This is a genomic window from Amycolatopsis sp. NPDC058340 (assembly GCF_042723975.1).
Classification (GTDB): Bacteria; Actinomycetota; Actinomycetes; order Mycobacteriales; family Pseudonocardiaceae; genus Amycolatopsis.
In genome coordinates, this window is sequence record NZ_JBHXIB010000056.1 from 11960 (window position 1) to 28473 (window position 16514).

The 16514-nt window shown below is 68.8% G+C and carries 18 protein-coding genes; 9 read left to right on the forward strand and 9 right to left on the reverse strand.

What is annotated here, in order from left to right; all coding sequences use genetic code 11:
• Window positions 1–114: 114 nt before the first annotated feature.
• A complete protein-coding gene (locus ACFWIW_RS35990) occupies window positions 115–756 on the reverse strand; it encodes a DUF305 domain-containing protein (protein WP_378372561.1) in 642 nt (213 codons plus the stop codon).
• A gap of 87 nt (window positions 757–843) precedes the next feature.
• Between ACFWIW_RS35990 and ACFWIW_RS35995 the strand changes: the two genes are divergently transcribed.
• Complete coding sequence (locus ACFWIW_RS35995; RefSeq protein WP_378372562.1) at window positions 844–2295, forward strand: LVIVD repeat-containing protein; 1452 nt, start codon at window positions 844–846, stop codon at window positions 2293–2295.
• A 21-nt stretch (window positions 2296–2316) separates the two neighbouring features.
• On the opposite strand, the gene ACFWIW_RS36000 is transcribed toward ACFWIW_RS35995, so the two are convergent.
• From ACFWIW_RS36000 to ACFWIW_RS36010, 3 genes are read right to left on the reverse strand one after another with little or no spacing between them, the layout of a single operon-like run.
• A complete protein-coding gene (locus ACFWIW_RS36000) occupies window positions 2317–3870 on the reverse strand; it encodes a glycoside hydrolase family 13 protein (protein WP_378372563.1) in 1554 nt (517 codons plus the stop codon).
• Window positions 3870–4265: a globin gene (locus ACFWIW_RS36005; protein ID WP_125676391.1), complete on the reverse strand. Its 396-nt coding sequence runs from the start codon at window positions 4263–4265 to the stop codon at window positions 3870–3872. The genes ACFWIW_RS36000 and ACFWIW_RS36005 overlap by 1 nt, the downstream gene beginning before the upstream one ends.
• A 20-nt stretch (window positions 4266–4285) precedes the next feature.
• Window positions 4286–5263, reverse strand: coding sequence for a mechanosensitive ion channel family protein (locus ACFWIW_RS36010; protein WP_378372564.1), 978 nt, complete (start codon window positions 5261–5263; stop codon window positions 4286–4288).
• Between the two features lie 419 nt (window positions 5264–5682).
• On the opposite strand from ACFWIW_RS36010, the gene ACFWIW_RS36015 reads away from it, so the two are divergent.
• Window positions 5683–6177, forward strand: a complete 495-nt coding sequence (locus ACFWIW_RS36015; RefSeq protein ID WP_007034711.1) for an HNH endonuclease — start codon at window positions 5683–5685, stop codon at window positions 6175–6177.
• 117 nt (window positions 6178–6294) lie between these two features.
• Here the strand turns inward: ACFWIW_RS36015 and ACFWIW_RS36020 are convergent, their stop codons facing one another.
• Window positions 6295–6657 (reverse strand): hypothetical protein, encoded by a 363-nt coding sequence (locus tag ACFWIW_RS36020; RefSeq protein WP_378372565.1) that lies wholly within the window; start codon window positions 6655–6657, stop codon window positions 6295–6297.
• Window positions 6658–6935: 278 nt separating this feature from the next.
• Here ACFWIW_RS36020 and ACFWIW_RS36025 point away from each other — a divergent pair, with 278 nt between their 5' ends.
• Together ACFWIW_RS36025 and ACFWIW_RS36030 are read left to right on the forward strand one after the other, a co-directional pair.
• On the forward strand, window positions 6936–7199 hold the full coding sequence (locus ACFWIW_RS36025) for a hypothetical protein (RefSeq protein ID WP_378372566.1): 264 nt from the start codon (window positions 6936–6938) through the stop codon (window positions 7197–7199).
• On the forward strand, window positions 7186–7668 hold the full coding sequence (locus tag ACFWIW_RS36030; protein WP_378372567.1) for a DUF5130 family protein: 483 nt from the start codon (window positions 7186–7188) through the stop codon (window positions 7666–7668). Before ACFWIW_RS36025 ends, ACFWIW_RS36030 begins: the two co-directional genes overlap by 14 nt.
• Before the next feature lie 88 nt (window positions 7669–7756).
• Here the strand turns inward: ACFWIW_RS36030 and pepN are convergent, their stop codons facing one another.
• Window positions 7757–10330: an aminopeptidase N gene (gene pepN / locus ACFWIW_RS36035; RefSeq protein WP_378372568.1), complete on the reverse strand. Its 2574-nt coding sequence runs from the start codon at window positions 10328–10330 to the stop codon at window positions 7757–7759.
• 167 nt (window positions 10331–10497) lie between these two features.
• Between pepN and ACFWIW_RS36040 the strand changes: the two genes are divergently transcribed.
• Window positions 10498–11118, forward strand: a complete 621-nt coding sequence (locus ACFWIW_RS36040) for a disulfide bond formation protein DsbA (protein WP_378372569.1) — start codon at window positions 10498–10500, stop codon at window positions 11116–11118.
• Here the strand turns inward: ACFWIW_RS36040 and ACFWIW_RS36045 are convergent.
• Both ACFWIW_RS36045 and ACFWIW_RS36050 read right to left on the reverse strand, forming a co-directional pair.
• Window positions 11115–11918: an MBL fold metallo-hydrolase gene (locus tag ACFWIW_RS36045; protein WP_378372570.1), complete on the reverse strand. Its 804-nt coding sequence runs from the start codon at window positions 11916–11918 to the stop codon at window positions 11115–11117. The genes ACFWIW_RS36040 and ACFWIW_RS36045 overlap by 4 nt on opposite strands.
• The gene (locus tag ACFWIW_RS36050) at window positions 11915–12634 is read right to left on the reverse strand and encodes a 2-phosphosulfolactate phosphatase (protein WP_378372571.1); all 720 of its coding nucleotides are present in this window, start codon (window positions 12632–12634) and stop codon (window positions 11915–11917) included. Before ACFWIW_RS36050 ends, ACFWIW_RS36045 begins: the two co-directional genes overlap by 4 nt.
• A 45-nt stretch (window positions 12635–12679) precedes the next feature.
• On the opposite strand from ACFWIW_RS36050, the gene ACFWIW_RS36055 reads away from it, so the two are divergent.
• Both ACFWIW_RS36055 and ACFWIW_RS36060 read left to right on the forward strand, forming a co-directional pair.
• A complete protein-coding gene (locus ACFWIW_RS36055; protein WP_007034718.1) occupies window positions 12680–13153 on the forward strand; it encodes a ribose-5-phosphate isomerase in 474 nt (157 codons plus the stop codon).
• A gap of 1 nt (window position 13154) precedes the next feature.
• Window positions 13155–13964, forward strand: coding sequence for an Fpg/Nei family DNA glycosylase (locus ACFWIW_RS36060; protein WP_378372572.1), 810 nt, complete (start codon window positions 13155–13157; stop codon window positions 13962–13964).
• 340 nt (window positions 13965–14304) lie between these two features.
• Here ACFWIW_RS36060 and ACFWIW_RS36065 read toward each other — a convergent pair whose 3' ends face one another.
• Window positions 14305–15078, reverse strand: a complete 774-nt coding sequence (locus ACFWIW_RS36065; RefSeq protein WP_126729820.1) for a hypothetical protein — start codon at window positions 15076–15078, stop codon at window positions 14305–14307.
• A 112-nt stretch (window positions 15079–15190) separates the two neighbouring features.
• Here ACFWIW_RS36065 and ACFWIW_RS36070 point away from each other — a divergent pair, with 112 nt between their 5' ends.
• Window positions 15191–16066: a TIGR03619 family F420-dependent LLM class oxidoreductase gene (locus ACFWIW_RS36070; protein ID WP_378372573.1), complete on the forward strand. Its 876-nt coding sequence runs from the start codon at window positions 15191–15193 to the stop codon at window positions 16064–16066.
• A 4-nt stretch (window positions 16067–16070) separates the two neighbouring features.
• The gene (locus ACFWIW_RS36075; RefSeq protein WP_240594635.1) at window positions 16071–16514 is read left to right on the forward strand and encodes a nuclear transport factor 2 family protein; all 444 of its coding nucleotides are present in this window, start codon (window positions 16071–16073) and stop codon (window positions 16512–16514) included.

Consider the following 16514-nt stretch of genomic DNA (forward strand, 5'->3'; position numbering starts at 1 on the left):
GCCGACCCCGCCTCCCACGGGGCCCGGGGCCCCCCCGCACCCCGGCGTGCCCCCCCCTGAGTGCGTTTGTTCCACCCCCAAACTACCGCATTCAGAGGACGAAACGCGAGGGGATCAGAGCTTCGAGCGCATCGTCTTCATGCGCTCGATCTCGGCGGACTGGCCGGTGATGACCTCCTGCGCCATCTCCTGCGCCTTGATCTCCACCCCCTTGCCGAGCTGGGCTTCGGCCATGGTCAGCGCGCCCTGGTGGTGCGCGATCATCAGATCGAGGAACAGCTTTTCGAACGCCGCGCCGTTCGCCGCGCGCAGATCCGCCAGCTGAGCCTCGGTCGCCATACCCGGCATGAGCGCGTGATCGTGTCCGCCCCCGTGCCCAGCGTGCCCTTCGCCCGGCACCGGCTTGCCGCGGTCGGCCAGCCAGGTCTTCATCATGGTGATCTCGCCGTCCTGCGCGACCGAGATCCGCCCGGCGATCGCCCGGATCTGCTCGTTGGCCGTCTTGCCCGGCACCAGGTCGGTCATCACCTTCGCCTGCTGGTGATGGGGGATCATCATCGTCATGTACTCGACGTCGGCCTCGTTGGGCTGATCGCGGTTCACCGGCCCGGGGGCGCCGGTGCCCGCCTGCTCTCCGGGCTTCCCCGGCACGATCACCGGAGCGCTTTGGGCCGGTTGCGCCGGAGTTTCGTCACCGGTGCAGCCCGAGACTACGAAAGCAGCGGCGACCAGTGCCGATGTCAAACTTTTTCTCATCCCGGGAGTTCCTCCGTTGGTCGGTATCTGCTGAGCCTAAATAAGGAATAAGGTGCGCGTAAAGCTGGGTGGAAGGAGAGCCATATCGTGCTGCAGCCTGGGCTGAAACGTCGCTTGACCAGGGTCTTCGTGTCGGCGGCCGCGGTCGCCGCCCTCGGGGCCTCCAGCGCGCTCGCCGCGCCTGCCGTCGTCGCCGAACCGTCGGCGACCGCGATCCCGGGTGTGGACGAGATCGTCCACAGCCCGAATCTCCGGTCGATCGCGAACGTCCCGCAGCAGGGACCGTTCACCAAGGACTCGACCGGCACCGACATCGCGTTCACCAAGGGTCACGCGATCATCGGTACCTACGACGGGTTCAACGTCTTCGACGTCCGCAACCCGTACCGCCCGAAGATCGTCAGCCAGGTCCTGTGCCCCGGCGGGCAGAACGACGTGTCGATCTCCGGCGACCTGCTCTTCCTGTCGACCGACTCGTCGCGCAGCGACAACTCGTGCAACAGCGTCTCGAAGCCCGCGTCGGACAAGACGGCGTGGGAAGGCATCAAGATCTTCGACATCTCGAACCTCGCGGCGCCGAAGTACGTCGCGGCGGTCGAGACCGACTGCGGTTCGCACACCAACACCCTGGTGCCGGACAAACGCGGCAAGGACGTCTACATCTACGTCTCGTCGTACGCGCCGGCGGCGAACCTGCCCGACTGCCAGCCGCCGCACGACAAGCTGTCGATCATCAAGGTCCCGGTGAAGGACCCGGCGAAGGCCTCGCTGGTCGCGACGCCGGTGCTGTTCCCGGACGGTGGCAACGAAGGCGGCGCCAACCCCGACGGCACCCGTCGCTCGGCGACCACCGGCTGCCACGACCTGACGGCGCTGCCGGAGAAGGACCTGATGGCCGGTGCCTGCATGGGTGACGGCGTCCTGCTCGACATCTCCGACCGGCTCAAGCCGCGGGTCATCCACCGCGTGCAGGACAACGTGAACTTCGCGTTCTGGCACAGCGCCACCTTCAACAACGACGCCACCAAGATCGTCTTCACCGACGAGCTCGGCGGCGGCGGGATGGCGACCTGCCTGGAGAAGTTCGGCTCCACCCGCGGCGCCAACGGCATCTACCAGATCACCGGCCGCGGCGACGACCGCAAACTGGAGTTCGTCAGCTACTACAAGATCCCGCGTCTCCAGTCCGAGACCGAGAACTGCGTGGCGCACAACGGTTCGCTGATCCCGGTGCCGGGCAAGGACATCATGGTCCAGTCCTGGTACCAGGGCGGCGTCTCGGTGTGGGACTTCACCGACGCGAAGAACCCGAAGGAGATCGCGTTCTGGGAGCGGGGCCCGCTCTCGAACGAGAAGCTCGTCGGCGGCGGGACGTGGTCGGCGTACTGGTACAACGGCCACATCTACTCGTCCGACATCGTGAAGGGCCTGGACGTCCTGGACCTCAACGACTGGCGGACCTTCCCGGCGAAGCTCGTCCGGCAGAACCAGTTCAACGCCCAGACGCAGTACAAGCTGCACCCGGGCTTCAACAACTGATCGTCTGATCGGCCGCCTGGCTCAGACGAGCCAGGCGGCCGCGTCCGGCGGTAGTTTCCCGTTCACCAACGGCACGCTCGACAGCAGCACCTCACCCGGCGGCAGCGCGATCGGGCTCGCCGACGTGTTCAGCGCGCACACCAGCCCGCCACCGCGCCTCCGGAACGCGAAACACCCCGCGGGCGCGCCGTACCACTCGAGGTCGTCACCGCGGAAAGCCTTGTGCGACTTACGGATCTCGATCGCCCGCCGGTACAGCGAGAGCGTCGACGCCGGATCCTCCAGCTGCGCTTCCACGGTCACCGAAGCCCACGAAGCCGGCATCGGCAACCAGGTGCGCGGATTGCGCGAGAAACCGAACGGCGGCAGGTCGCCTTCCCACGGCAGCGGCACCCGCGACGCGTCCCGGCCGAACTCGGCACCGGAGATCTTGGCGCGCGGATCCGCGACCGCGTCGGGCGGGATGTCGACGTTGCCGAGCCCCAGTTCCTCACCGTTGTACAGATAGACCGCGCCGGGCAGCGCGAGTTCGACGAGCGCCATCGCCCTGGCGCGCCGGACGCCGCGTTCGCCGCCGCCGTACCGGCTGACCTGCCGCCAGACGTCGTGGTTGCCCAATGTCCAGGTGGCGGGGGCACCGGCGGCCTTCGGCACCGCCAAGGACCGCTCGATGGCCGTCCGCAGCGCGTCCGCGTCGAAATGCGTGAGCACGAGCCGGAAGTTGAACGCCAGATGCAGCTCGTCCGGCCGCAGGTAGCGGGCGAGGCGTTCCTCGTCGGTCACCCAGATCTCGCCGACGGCCATGGTGCCCGGGTACTCGTCGAGCACCTTGCGGATCATCTGGTGGATCTCGTGGACGCGGTCGTTGTCGAAGCGCGGATCGTAGAACTCGCTCGGCCCGAGCGGGTTCACCCGCGGGTCCATGTCCGGCAGGCCCGGCGGTTTCGCCATCCCGTGCGCGACGTCGACGCGGAAGCCGTCCACACCGTGGTCCAGCCAGAACCGCAGGGTCCGTTCCAGATCGGCGGCGACCTCGTGGTTGGCCCAGTTCAGATCCGGCTGCTGCGGCGAGAACAGGTGCAGGTACCACTGGCCGTCCGGCACCCGCGTCCACGCCGGGCCGCCGAACGAGCTGACCCAGTTGTTCGGCGGCTGGTCGCCGCGCGGGCCGAGCCCGTCACGGAAGATGTAGCGATCCCGTTCCGGGCTGCCCGGCGGCGCCGCCATCGCCGATTTGAACCAGGCGTGGGTGTTGCTGGTGTGATTGGGGACGACGTCGACGGTGACCTTGATCCCGCGTTTGTGCGCCTCGGTCAGCAGCACGTCGAAGTCGCCGAGGGTGCCGAACATCGGGTCGACGTCGCGCGGGTCGGCGATGTCGTAGCCGTGGTCGGCCATGGGAGAGCGGTAGAACGGCGTCAGCCACAGCGCGTCGACCCCAAGCAGCTCCAGGTACCCGAGCTTGCCGCGGATGCCTTCGAGGTCACCGACGCCGTCCCCGTCCGAATCGGCGAACGAGCGCACGTAGACCTGGTAGAAGACCGCCTGGTCCCACCAAGCCACGTCGCGTTCCATCACACGAAACTGTTCATCATGCTGTTGGCGGCCATCTCCAGATACGCCCACAGCTGCGAGCGGTAGGGCTCCTCGATGTTCTCCTCGTCGACCGCGATCTTGATGCAGCGCAGCCAGGCGTCGCGTTCGATCGGGCCGATCTTGAACGGGGCGTGCCGCATCCGCAGCCGCGGGTGACCGCGCTGGTCGGAGTAGGTGTGCGGGCCGCCCCAGTACTGCATGAGGAACAGCCGGAAACGCTCCTCGGCCGGGCCGAGGTCCTCCTCCGGGTACAGCGGGCGAAGCACCTCGTCGACCGCCACTTCGGCGTAGAACCGAGCGACGATCCGGGTGAAGACCGGTTCACCGCCGATCGCTTCGTACAAGGTGGTGGGGTCAGGTTCGGTCACGGACACAGCTCCATTCTGCCCTTGTCCTACTGCGCGGCGGGGCCGGACGACATAAAGCGTCCCAGAGGCGGCTCGAAGCCGGCTTCGTCGAGCGCGGCGAGCAGATGCGCACGCAGCGCGCGCTGCACGGCCCACTGCTTGCCCGGCCGGACCTTCACCGTCAGCCGGAGCTTGATGCCCTCGGGGGTGACGGTCTCCACGCCGAGCATCTCCGGCGGCTCCAGCACGTTCGGTGCGAGCCCTTCGCTCTCCAGGAGCGTCTTGGCCTTCTCGGCCATCAGCTCGGTGGCCTTCTCGACGTCGGCCGAGTAACTGAGCGGGACGTCGACGACGGCCACCGCGAAGCCCTGGCTCGAGTTGCCGACCCGCAGCACCTCGCCGTTGCGGACGTACCAGACGGTGCCGTTGATGTCACGCAAGGTGGTGATCCGGAGGCCGACGGCCTCGACGGTGCCGGACGCCTCGCCGACGTCGACGACGTCACCCACGCCGTACTGGTCCTCGATCATCATGAACATGCCGGACAGGAAGTCCTTGACCAGGTTCTGCGCGCCGAACCCGAGCGCCACGCCGACGATGCCCGCCGAAGCGATGATCGGCGCGAGGTCGATGCCCAGCTCGCCGAGCACCAGGATGAACGCGAGGCCGTAGATCAGGAACGTCGCCATCGACTTGAGCACCGAGCCGATGGTGGCGGCGCGCTGACGGCGTCGTTCCATCACCGCCGACCCGAGCACTTCGGGAGCCTTCTCCCGCAGCGGTCTCAACAGGGCGGGCAGCTTCGACGAACCGCTCGGCATCCGCGTCACGCGGTTGATCAGGCGTCGCACCAGATACCGCAGCAGGAACGCCACGGCGACGATCATCAGGATCCTGAGCGGCTTCGTCAGCAGCCAGCCTGCCGACGCGGAGAGCCATTCGTTCTTTGTGACCTGGAACACCTGGTAGCACAGGCTGCCGGCCTCGCGCGTGCAGGCCGGGGGTTCGGTGGGCAGCAGGTTCACGGAGAGGAAATGTCCTTTCGTACTCGACGGGGACCGGTCACGCCGCTCGTCCCCGGCGGATGCGAATCAGCCAACTTCATGTGGCCGCCGGGTCGCGTGCATGTGACACGTCCAGTAACACACGTGCACTTTGGGGCTGATCTGTGGTCGACTATGCCTGCACCGGTGGAGGTGGTCGAGTGCCAGACCGACAACCCATCCCCCTCGGCGTCCCGAGCCAAGCCGTGGCCGGACAGGCGCCGGAGGTCGTGTTGCGCGCGCATCCGGGAGGTGCCCCCTCGCACGGGGCTCCACCGGGCGGGCCGGGAACGCGGCCAGGGGGTGTTGCCCGCCCGCCCGGACAGCGTAGAGGGCGGGACCCGTCGACTTCGGCGGTACCCACTACGACGACGGCGTCGTCCTGGGGCCGCAGACGGGTATTGCTGTTGAACGCCACGTTCGAACCGCTCACGGCGCTGCCGTTGCGGCGCGCGGTGGTCCTCGTGATGTGCGGCAAGGCCGAGGTGGTGCACGGAGACCCGGCAGGGCTCGAACTGCACGCCGCCACGGTCTCGCTGCCCGTGCCTTCGGTGATCCGGCTGAGCACCTACGTGCGCGTGCCCTACCGCGCGCAGGTGCCGCTGACCCGGGCCGGGCTGATGCACCGCGACCGGTACCGCTGCGCCTACTGCGGAGGGCGGGCCGAGACGATCGACCACGTCGTCCCGCGCAGTCGCGGAGGCCCCCACAGCTGGACGAACTGCGTGGCCTGCTGCGCGAAGTGCAACCACCGGAAGGCGGACAAACTGCTTTCCGAGATCGGCTGGCGCCTGCGCGTCGTGCCGAGGGCCCCGCACGGGCCGCACTGGCGGCTGCTCGCGCATTCGAAGGAGGCCGACCCGTTGTGGCGGCCGTATCTGGGAACCGCGGCCTGATCCGATCGTGAACACGTCGGCGCCCCGGCTGCCTCGCGGCGGCCGGGGCGGGCCGATGACGCCGTGGTGAAGCTCGTTACGAGTACGCCGTCCCCTACGAACCGGTCGTGCCCGGGCTCAGGCGGCGAGGGAGAAGTCGCTCTGGCAGGTGACGCGGGTGCCACGGGTGACCCGGGTTCCGCGGGTGACGCGCGTGCCGCAGGTGACGCGGGTGCCTGCCGTCACGCGGGTGCCGCGGGTGACTCGCGTGCCACGGGTGACGCGGGTGCCGGCGGTGACTCGGGTGCCGCGGGTGCCGCGGGTGACGCGCGTTCCGCGGGTGACGCGGGTGCCGGCGGTGACCCGCGTACCGCGAGTGACCCGAGTACCGCGCGTAACCCGTGTGCCCGCCGTCACACGCGTACCGGGGACGAATCCAATTTCGAAGAGTGACGAAATGTCGTCGATGATCGCCTGGCCGGGTGTCTGGGTGCTCTGCATGACATATCCTCCTGCGACCGGTGCGTTACCTGCTGGGGTGGGGGAGCTGGGCGCAAGGCCCGTACAGGTGAAAAAGCTACGAGGATTTCAAGGCCGCGACAAGACGACAGCGCCGGGTGCGGCCGCCCGTACGTTGAGTTGCAACCTTTCGGCCTTGAGGGCTTCGCCCCAACGTGGGAGCGCTTTCGCGGCAAGCGGCGGACGGCCCCCTCCGGACGACGAGCGGTAGGTGCCGTGCGAGCGGGTGCGGTCACACGCCATCGGATACGCTCACGCGCGTGAACCTTGTCGAGACGATCCTGGTCTTCGCGGTGATCCCCTTGGCCATCTACGCGCTGTGCGGGGTGGCCACGCTGCGGTCGAAGGGCGCGGGCGTCGCCCGGTACCGGCCGGGGCAGCCGTGGGAGTACCCGGCCATGTGGTGGAGCGCCAACCCCGACGGGGTCGGCGCAAGGCATTCGCACGCGACCGAAGGCGGCGCGACCGCCGTCGTCGCGGCGGACGGAGCTTCGGTGACGGGAGGCGCTCGTGGCAACTGGTGAACTGACCCATTCGTCCACCGCTGTTGACGAAGAGCCCGGTTACGGCGCCGCCGTTACCTCGAGCGGCCGGATTTCCGCCGCCAAGATGTACGAACCGGCTGGTCCGATCAGCCCATTCACCACCCAGCAGCTCGCCCGGCTGGACGAGGCGCTGACGCTCGCCAGCCGCGAGACCGGCCTGGACTTCAGTGTGTACCTGGGCGACCTCGGCGAGGATACCCGCGCCACCGCCGAAGGCCTGCTGACCTCGACGGACAACCCGGCCGACGGTGTCGTCGTCGCCGTGTCACCCGGCCAGCGGGCGATCGAGGTCGTGACGGGCACGCAGGCCCGGCACCGCCTGCCCGACCGCGGCGCGAAGCTCGCCGTGGCCAGCATGGTGGCCTCGTTCAAGGAAGGCGACCTCGTCGGTGGCCTCGTGAACGCCCTCCGCATGCTGAGCGACCAGGCCGGCGCTCCGCAGCACTGACGGAGCTGAAGGGGACTTTCCCCGCATAAGACGCAGCGAAAGGGCCCTTCACCGCATCACATGCGGTGAAGGGCCCTTTCAGCTCTCGTCAGTTGCCGGCCTGCGAGTCGAACTCACGGGCGGCCAGCGCCCGCACGATCCCGGCCCGGCCTTCCGACACGAGACGGCGCAGCGCCGCCGGGTGCTCCCCGGCCAGCCACTCGTCCGACGCCGTGACGGTCGCGGGCTCGACGGCCCACGACGGGTACAGCCCGACCACGGTCGGCTGCGCCCGCTCGCTGGAGCGCCGCTGCCACACCTCGTCGATGACCTCGAAGTAGCGCGTCACGTAGTCGCCCAGCAGGTGCTTCTGGCCCGGGTGGGAGAAGCCGGTGATGAGCGAGTCGCTGACCGCGTTGGGCAGCTCGTCGTCGTACACCGCCCGCTGCCACGCGTCGGCCTTCGCCTCGGCGGTCGGCCGCAGTGCCCGCGAGCGCTCCGCCTGGCGCCGTCCGGCGGCGGTGTCGTCCTTGCCGAGTTCCGCGTCGATCTCCGGGTTCTCCGCCTTGCCGTGCGCGACCAGCGCGTGGAGCAGCCGCCAGCGCAGGTCGGTGTCGACGGTCAGGCCCTCCAGTGGCGCCGTGCCGTCGAGCCAGCCCGCGATGATCGCCAGCGTCTTGTCGTCGAGCACGCAACCGGCGAGCGAGTTCACGAACGCGAGCTGGTGGTCCGAACCGGCCTCGGCGCCCTGCGCCAGCTCCAGCAGCCGCGCGGAGAACTCCGGCCAGCCCTTCTCCGCCGCCCACTCCGGCTTCGCGTACGAGTTCAGCGCCGTCTGCGCCTGCAGCAGCAGCCGCTGCACCACGCCGACCTCGGTCTCGGTGTGCACGCCGCGCTGCACCAGGGTGACGAAGTCGCGGGCCTTGAGCTCGGCCTCGCGCGTCATCTCCCACGCCGCCGACCAGCACAGCGTGCGGGGCAGCGGTTCGGTGATGTCGGCGATGCGGTCGATCAGCGTGGTCAGCGACGCCGGGTCGAGCCGCATCGTGCAGTAGGTCAGGTCGTCGTCGTTGACCAGCACGAGCTTGCCGGCCGGGAGCCCGACCAGCCCCGGCACCTCGGTGCGCTCGCCGTCCACGTCGAGCTCGACGCGGTGCTTGCGGACGATCTTGCCGTTCTCGTCCTCGTCGTAGACACCGACCGCGACACGGTGCGTCCGCAGCTCACCGGCGCCCGGCTTGGCACCGGTCTGGGTGACGGCGAACGAGGTGTACGTGCCGTCGGCGCCGACCTCGTAGCGCGGGCTCAGCGAGTTGAGACCGGTGGTCTCCAGCCACTGCGCGCTCCACCACGACAGGTCGCGGCCCGAGGCCTCTTCCAGCGCGCCCAGCAGGTCCGCCAGGGTCGCGTTGCCCCAGGCGTGCTTGCCGAAGTAGACCTTGAGGCCTTCGAGGAAGTGGTCGAGCCCGACGTAGGCGACGAGCTGCTTGAGCACGCTCGCGCCCTTGGCGTAGGTGATGCCGTCGAAGTTCACCTCGACCGCGTGCAGGTCGACGATGTCCGCGGCGATCGGGTGCGTCGAGGGCAGCTGGTCCTGCCGGTACGCCCACGACTTCTCGATGTTCGCGAAGCTGGTCCACGCGTTCTTGTACTCGGTGGCCTCGGCCTGGGCCAGCACGCTCGCGAAGGTCGCGAACGACTCGTTCAGCCACAGGTCGTCCCACCAGCGCATGGTGACCAGGTCGCCGAACCACATGTGCGCCATCTCGTGCAGCAGCGTCTCGGCGCGGCGCTCGTAGGCGTAGCGGGTGACGCGGCTGCGGAAGACGTAGTCCTCCAGGAACGTGACCGCGCCGGCGTTCTCCATCGCGCCCGCGTTGAACTCCGGCACGAACAGCTGGTCGTACTTGGAGAACGGGTACGGGGTCGCGAACTTCTCGTGGTAGAAGGCGAAACCCTGCTTGGTCTCGGTGAACAGCTTGTCCGCGTCCATATGCTCGGCGAGCGAGGCGCGGCAGTAGATGCCCAGCGGGATCGTGCGGTGCTCGTCGGTGAATTCGTCGCGCCACTCGCTGTACGGGCCGGCGATCAGGGCGACCAGGTAGGTCGAGATCCGCTCGGACACCTTGAAGACGGTGCGGACGGCCCCTTCCGGGGTCTCCTCGGCCGAGTCGATCAGCGCGTTCGAAATGACCTTCCAGTCCTTCGGCGCGATCACGGTGAGGCGGTAGACCGACTTGAGGTCGGGCTGGTCGAAGCAGGCGAACATCCGCTTCGCGTCCGCGGTCTCGAACTGCGTGTAGAGGTAGACACCGTCGTCGACCGGGTCGACGAACCGGTGCAGGCCCTCGCCGGTGTTCATGTACCGGCAGACCGCGTCCACGACGAGCTCGTTCGACTCGGCGAGCCCGGGCAGCTCGACGCCCTTGTCCTCGACGTACCCGCTGACGTCGAGTTCCGTCCCGTTGAGGACGGCCGACTCGATCCCCTCGGCGACGATGTCGACCCACGACGCTTCGCCGCTTCTGGCGCTGGCGAACTTGATCGTCGTCTTCGACGTGAAGGTCTTCTCACCGGGACCGCCGCGGCCGTCGGTCAGATCCAGCTCGATGTCGTAGGACTCGACGTCGAGCAGCTCCGCGCGCAGCTTGGCTTGGTCTCGGGTCAGGTTGGGGGCGGGCACTGGCACCTCTGGTCATCGGTATCGGTTTTGGTTTCCAACTACAGGCATCCAATCATGTCGGGGCCCGTGCTGACGACGGGAACAACGCCGACGGCGGCGATGTTGGCCGCTGTGTAGCACTGTGTGTGTACCGGACCACCCCAAGACGATGGCACTGGGAGAACCTGATGACCGCCCCGTCCGAGAAGACCAAGGTCGACTTCTACTTCGACCCGATCTGCCCCTTCGCCTGGATCAGCTCGCGCTGGATCCTGGAAGTGGAGAAGCACCGCGATCTCGACCTGAGGTTCCGGATCATGAGCCTGTCCGAGCTCAACAGTGGCCGCGAGGACCTGCCTGAGCAGTACAAGGAGCTGCTGGGCCGCGGCTGGGGCCCGGTCCGGGTCGCCACCGCGCTGGCGCAGAAGAACGGCGAGGAGGCCCTGCGCGACTTCTACACGGAGTTCGGCACGCGCCACCACAACCAGGGCGACAAGGACATCCCGAAGGTCATCAAGGAGACCCTGGAAGCCATCGGTGCCCCGGCCGAGCTGGCCGAGGCCGCCGAGTCGACCGAGTACGACGAAGCGCTCAAAAAGAGTCACTACGAAGGTATGAATCCGGTCGGAATGGACGTCGGCACCCCGACCATCCACATCGACGGCGTCGCCTTCTTCGGCCCGGTGCTCAGCTCGATCCCGCGCGGCGAGGACGCCGTCAAGGTGTTCGACGGCGCCCGCGCGCTGGCGAGCTACCCGGACTTCTTCGAGCTGAAGCGCACCCGGACCGGCGAGCTGAACTTCGACTAAGGCGTTTCCAGGGCGGCCTTGGTGACATCGCCGGGGTAGGGAGACCTCGCGACGGCTTCGTCCGCCGTGAGGTCCCCCGCCGCGATCCCGGCCTTGAGCGCGACGAGTTCGCGCAGCCCGTCGCGGTGCTTCTCGATGAAGGCGGTGCCGACGGGGTCCCCGTGCCCGGCGACGATGATCTTCGGCTCCAGCGCGAGGATCGCGTCCATCACGCCGGGCCACTCGGCGAGGAAGCTGCCATCGTTGAAGGAGAACGCGCTGAAGCCTGCTTCGGCGTTCTCGACGGCGTCACCCGCGTAGATCACGCCGGCGTCGGGCACGTGCACGAACAGGTCGTGATCCGTGTGGGCCCGGCCGAGGAACCGCAGCACGACCGTGCGGCCACCGAGGTCGATCTCGGCGGTTTCGGTGACCGGCTTGTCCGGCAGGGTGATTTCGGTGCGCTCCAGCGCCTCCGCCATCTCCGGGCGGTTTTCGCCGAGGTAGTACTGGATCCACTTGCGCCGCGCGCCGTCGCCGTAGGTGGTCAGCTCGGTCAGGCACCCTTCGTGCGCCCAGACGTCGCACGGCAGGAACGCGGTCGTGCCGAAGGCGTGATCGAAATGCGCGTGGGTGTAGACGACCGACCACGGCAGCGGCGTGATCTCCCGTACCGCCGCGGCCAGTTCGGCGCCCTGGTCGACGTCGCCGCGAACGTCGATCACCAGGCAGCGTTCACCGCCCACGACGAGACCGACGGTCAGGTCCAGCTCCTCGTAACGGCGGGCGTACACGCCGTCCGCGAGTTCGAGCCAAGTCACGAATCCTCCAGAATTCCGTTGCGTAGCACGGGAACCGTGCCGCTCAGGTCGAGCTGCGCGGCCAGCTTCACGTCGTTCGCGTGCCCGGCCTCCGCGAGCTCGCGCCCTGAAGCACACTCTGTCAGTGCTTCGGCGATGTCGATCGCTTTCGCCGCCATGGCCGCGAGACGGGCTTCGGCGGACAGGCGGCCGTAGCCGTCCAGTGCCGCGACGATCATCCCCGCGCCGAGCTGGTCCTCGACACACGGCCTGAGGGGTCCGAACGCCTTGGCTTCGTTGCGGATGTCGATGCCCCAGCGTTCCCCCGCCGGGATGACGCCGATCGGCCGCCCGTCCGCGAGTTCCGCCGCGCGTCCGGCGACGGCGGTCGCGTTGCGCAGGCAGCCCGCCAGGACTTCGGCACCGGTCGTGGCGGCGGCGTCGCAGAGCGTGGCGCCGTTGGGGGACGGCAGTGCCAGGAGCGTGCCGGAAGGGATTTCCGTCACAGACGACGGTCGCAAAGTCCATTCGCTTTCACCCGCGAGGATGGCGCCCCGCGCTTTCGCGGCCTCCTCGCCGCCGTGATCGTGCCAGCGGACGGGCCGCACCCTGCCGCCGTTGCCCAGTACGAGATCCGTTGTGGTGCAGAAGGAAAGCACGTCGACGACGACGAGTACGGCGCAGTCCTCGCCCAGGGCGGCGACACCCTCGGGTCCCCATTCGAGTCTGATGTCCACCCCCACAGCATGCTCGCCCCGGAACGTGATGGCAGACTCCGCGCTGTGCGTGTTTACCTTGGCTCCGACCATGCCGGTTTCGAACTGAAGAACCACCTCGTGGCCCACCTCAAGGAGCAGGGCCACGACGTCGAGGACGTCGGTCCCTTCGTCTACGACGCGGCCGACGACTACCCGGCGTTCTGCATCGAGGCGGCCCGCCGCGTCGTCGCGGACGAGGGCAGCCTCGGCATCGTCGTCGGCGGCTCCGGCAACGGCGAGCAGATCGCGGCCAACAAGGTGAAGGGCGCTCGCGCCGGCCTCGCGTGGAGCGTCGAGACCGCGAAGCTCACCCGCGAGCACAACCACGCCCAGCTGATCGGCGTCGGCGCGCGGATGCACACCACCGAAGAGGCCACGGAGATCGTCGAAGCGTTCCTCGCGACCCCGCCGAGCCCGGACGAGCGTCACGGCCGCCGCGTCCAGCAGATCCTGGACTACGAGAACACCGGCTGGCCGCCGCCGCTGCCCGAGCACTGACATGCCCGAGGGGCACACGCTCCATCGCCTGGCACGTCTGCACAAACGCCGTTTCGCCGGTCACCCGGTCGAGGTGGGCAGCCCGCAGGGACGGTTCGCGGCGGAAGCGTCCCGTTTGGACGGCCGGGTGCTGGTGAAGGCCGAGGCGTACGGGAAGCATCTGTTCCACGACTACGGTCCACACGGGACGGTGCACGTCCACCTCGGCCTCTACGGCACGTTCTCCGACGAGCCGCTGCCCGTGCCGGAACCGGTGGGGCAGGTGCGGATGCGGCTGACCGGTCCGACACACTTCGCCGACTTGCGCGGCCCGACCCGGTGCGAACTCCTGGACGCGCCCCAGGTCGAGGCGATCAAGGCGCGGCTCGGCCCGGATCCGCTGCGCCGCGACGCGAAGCCGGACAAGGCGTGGGAGCGGATCTCGCGGTCGAAGACGTCGATCGCGGCACTGCTGATGGACCAGTCGGTGCTGGCTGGCGTCGGCAACGTGTATCGCGCCGAGGTGCTGTTCCGGCACGGTGTCGCCCCGCTCGTCCCGGGCCGCGCGCTCGATCGCGGGCTGTGGGACGACCTGTGGGCGGATCTCGTGACGCTCATGCGGCACGGTGTCCGGGTGGGCCGGATCGACACGGTCGCGCCGGAGCATCTGCCCGAGGCCACCGGCCGCGCGCCGCGGCAGGACCGGCACGGGGGCGAGGTCTACGTCTACCGCCGCGAGGGGATGCCGTGTCTCGTGTGCGGGACGGCGGTGCTGCGGAGCGATCTGGCGGCGCGGAACCTCTTCTGGTGCCCGACCTGCCAGCCCGCCTGACTCCCGGCGGCTGAAGGGGACCTTCACGTACTTGGGGCCAGGGTGGTCGTGAGTGGCGATTCGTGTGTTTGGGCGGACGACACATGTGACGGGATGGACGACACGTGTGTCCAGATGGACGACACGCGTCGGGACCCGGTCGCGATCGTGCCGTCCTTCCGGTCACGCGTGTCGTCCGTCTGATCACGCGTGTCGTCCGTTCGATCACGCGGCGGCGCGAGGCGAGACCTCTCGGCTCGTGGCGGCCGAAGGGGACTTTCCCCGCATCAGACGCAGCGAAAGGGCCCTTCACCGCATCGCATGCGGTGAAGGGCCCTTTCAGCCCTCTTGAAGACCGGCGCTAGAAGTCGAAGCCCCCGCCGTCGAAGCCGCCGCCATCGAAGCCGCCGCCGTCGAACCCGCCGGCGTCCCCGCCCATGTCGCCTCCGGCGTCGCCGCCGGCATCACCGGCACCGGCGTCCTCCTGGCCCGCGTCGTAACCCGACTCCCAGGCCGACGCGCTCGCGATCCCCGCCATCCCGGAGAACATCGCGCTGAACAGCAGCATCGAACCGAGACCCCAGGCGCCGGCGACGAGCGCGGGCTTCCACCACGGCTCGCTGTACCAGCCCTGCGGCACCGGACGGCCCGCCACGCGGCCACCGGGGTAGTAGTGCGGCGTGCGCTGGCTCGGGTCCGGCGAGGCCTCGTAGTGCTCGCCCTCGACGTCGACAGAGCGGTATTCGGTGACCTTGCCCGCCCGATCGCGCTCTTCGCTGCCGGGCAGTTCCGGACCGGGGTCCATGCCCATCGCGAGCCGCGCCGCGCGGACGTAGTAGAGCCCCTCGATGGCGGTTTCGCGCACCAGCCGGGCCTGCTCGACGGTCTGCGCCTGCTCCATCTGGGAGCCCGCGGCGGTGAAGCGTTCGGAGGCGTCCGCCATCGCCTGCTGGGAGGCGGTGTCCGTGCCGGTGAGGTTCATGACCTGACCGCCCAGTCGTTCGACGAGGCGCCGTGCGTCCGCCTTCGCGTCGTCCAGTTGGCGCTTCTTGGCCGCCGCCTGGGATTTCGCGAAGTAGATGCCGCCGCCGACCACGACGACGAGGAGCACGATCAGGAAGATCGCGGTGCCCATGGGTTCAACTCCAGGAATCGTTCGGCCTTTGACCGGATCAACGCCGGGAACCCGCCGGGGGTTCCCCGTGGACACTGGCGGGTGAAACTAGAACACGTTATAGTTCGGCTCCATGAAGTTCACCCTGTCGATCGCGATGAATCCGCTCGATCAGCTGGGCGAGCTCGCCCGGGCCGCCGAAGAGGCGGGTTTCTCCTCGATCGCGCTCCCGGATTCCCTGTTCTATTCCGAAACGGTCTCGGCCGACTATCCGTACACGCCCGACGGCAGCCGCTTCTGGACCGAGGAGACGCCCTGGGCCGATCCGCTGGTCGCGGCCGCCTCGATGGGCGCGGTCACCGAACGGCTCACCTTCTACACCTCCGTGCTCAAACTCGGCTCCCGGAACCCGGTCCTGCTCGCCCGCCAGGTCAACTCGGTCGCGGCGCTGACCGGCGGCCGCTTCGGGCTCGGGCTCGGTGTCGGCTGGTCGCCGGAGGAGTTCCGCTGGTGCGGCGCGCCGTACGAGAAGCGCGGCAAACGCGTCGACGAGGCGATCGAGGTGCTGCGCCTGATCCTCGACGGCGGGATGGTCGAGTTCCACGGCGAGTTCTTCGACTTCGACAAGCTCCGCATGAGCCCGACACCGCCTTCGCGGGTGCCGTTCTACATCGGCGGCCACACCGACGTCGCGCTGCGCCGGGCCGCGCGCGTCGCCGACGGCTGGTCTTCGGCGATGATGAAGTTCGACGACCTGGCCGACACCATCGCCAAGCTGCGCGGGCTGCTGGCCGAACAGGGCCGCGCCGACGATCCCTTCGAGTACCAGGCCGTCTGCATCGACAAGTTCGGTCTCGACGGCTACCGCGAACAGGGCGACATCGGCGTCACCGACATCATCACCATGCCGTGGGTGTTCGACGGCCTCGGTTTCGACGCCGAAGTCGGCCCGAAACTCGATTCCATCAAGAAGTTCGGCGACGAGATCATCGCGAAGATGGGAGACTGAAACCATGGGTGTCGACGTCTGCTGGGATCCGGCCACCGAGCAGCCGCCCGCGCGGCAGGCCGCGTTCCGCTCGATGACCGCGGTCACCGCGGGGGACAAGGCCGCCTGGCTCGCGCTCTTCGCCGGGGACGCCGTCGTCGAAGACCCGATCGGCAAGTCGATGTTCGACGAAGAAGGCAAGGGACACCACGGGCACGACGGCATCAGTGCCTTCTGGGACAAGACGATCGCGAACGTCGAGCGCTTCCGGTTCACCATCCGTGATTCCCACGCGGCCGGGGACGAGGTCGCGAACGTCGGCACGATCACGACGTACCTGCCCGGCGGCTACCGCGTCGACACCGACGGCGTGTTCGTCTACCGGGTGCGTGAGGACGGGCTGATCGTGTCGATGCGCGCCTTCTGGGAGACCGAGCGCGCCATGGCCACGGCCCGCCAGGAGACCTGA

Bases quoted from the DNA above. Each gene is read 5' to 3' on its own strand.
- ACFWIW_RS35990 (WP_378372561.1), bottom strand. From the start codon at position 756: ATGAGAAAAAGTTTGACATCGGCACTGGTCGCCGCTGCTTTCGTAGTC.
- ACFWIW_RS36000 (WP_378372563.1), bottom strand. From the start codon at position 3,870: ATGGAACGCGACGTGGCTTGGTGGGACCAGGCGGTCTTCTACCAGGTC.
- ACFWIW_RS36020 (WP_378372565.1), bottom strand. From the start codon at position 6,657: ATGCAGAGCACCCAGACACCCGGCCAGGCGATCATCGACGACATTTCG.
- ACFWIW_RS36040 (WP_378372569.1), top strand. From the start codon at position 10,498: ATGACCGCCCCGTCCGAGAAGACCAAGGTCGACTTCTACTTCGACCCG.
- ACFWIW_RS36060 (WP_378372572.1), top strand. From the start codon at position 13,155: ATGCCCGAGGGGCACACGCTCCATCGCCTGGCACGTCTGCACAAACGC.
- ACFWIW_RS36065 (WP_126729820.1), bottom strand. From the start codon at position 15,078: ATGGGCACCGCGATCTTCCTGATCGTGCTCCTCGTCGTCGTGGTCGGC.
- ACFWIW_RS36070 (WP_378372573.1), top strand. From the start codon at position 15,191: ATGAAGTTCACCCTGTCGATCGCGATGAATCCGCTCGATCAGCTGGGC.
- ACFWIW_RS36075 (WP_240594635.1), top strand. From the start codon at position 16,071: ATGGGTGTCGACGTCTGCTGGGATCCGGCCACCGAGCAGCCGCCCGCG.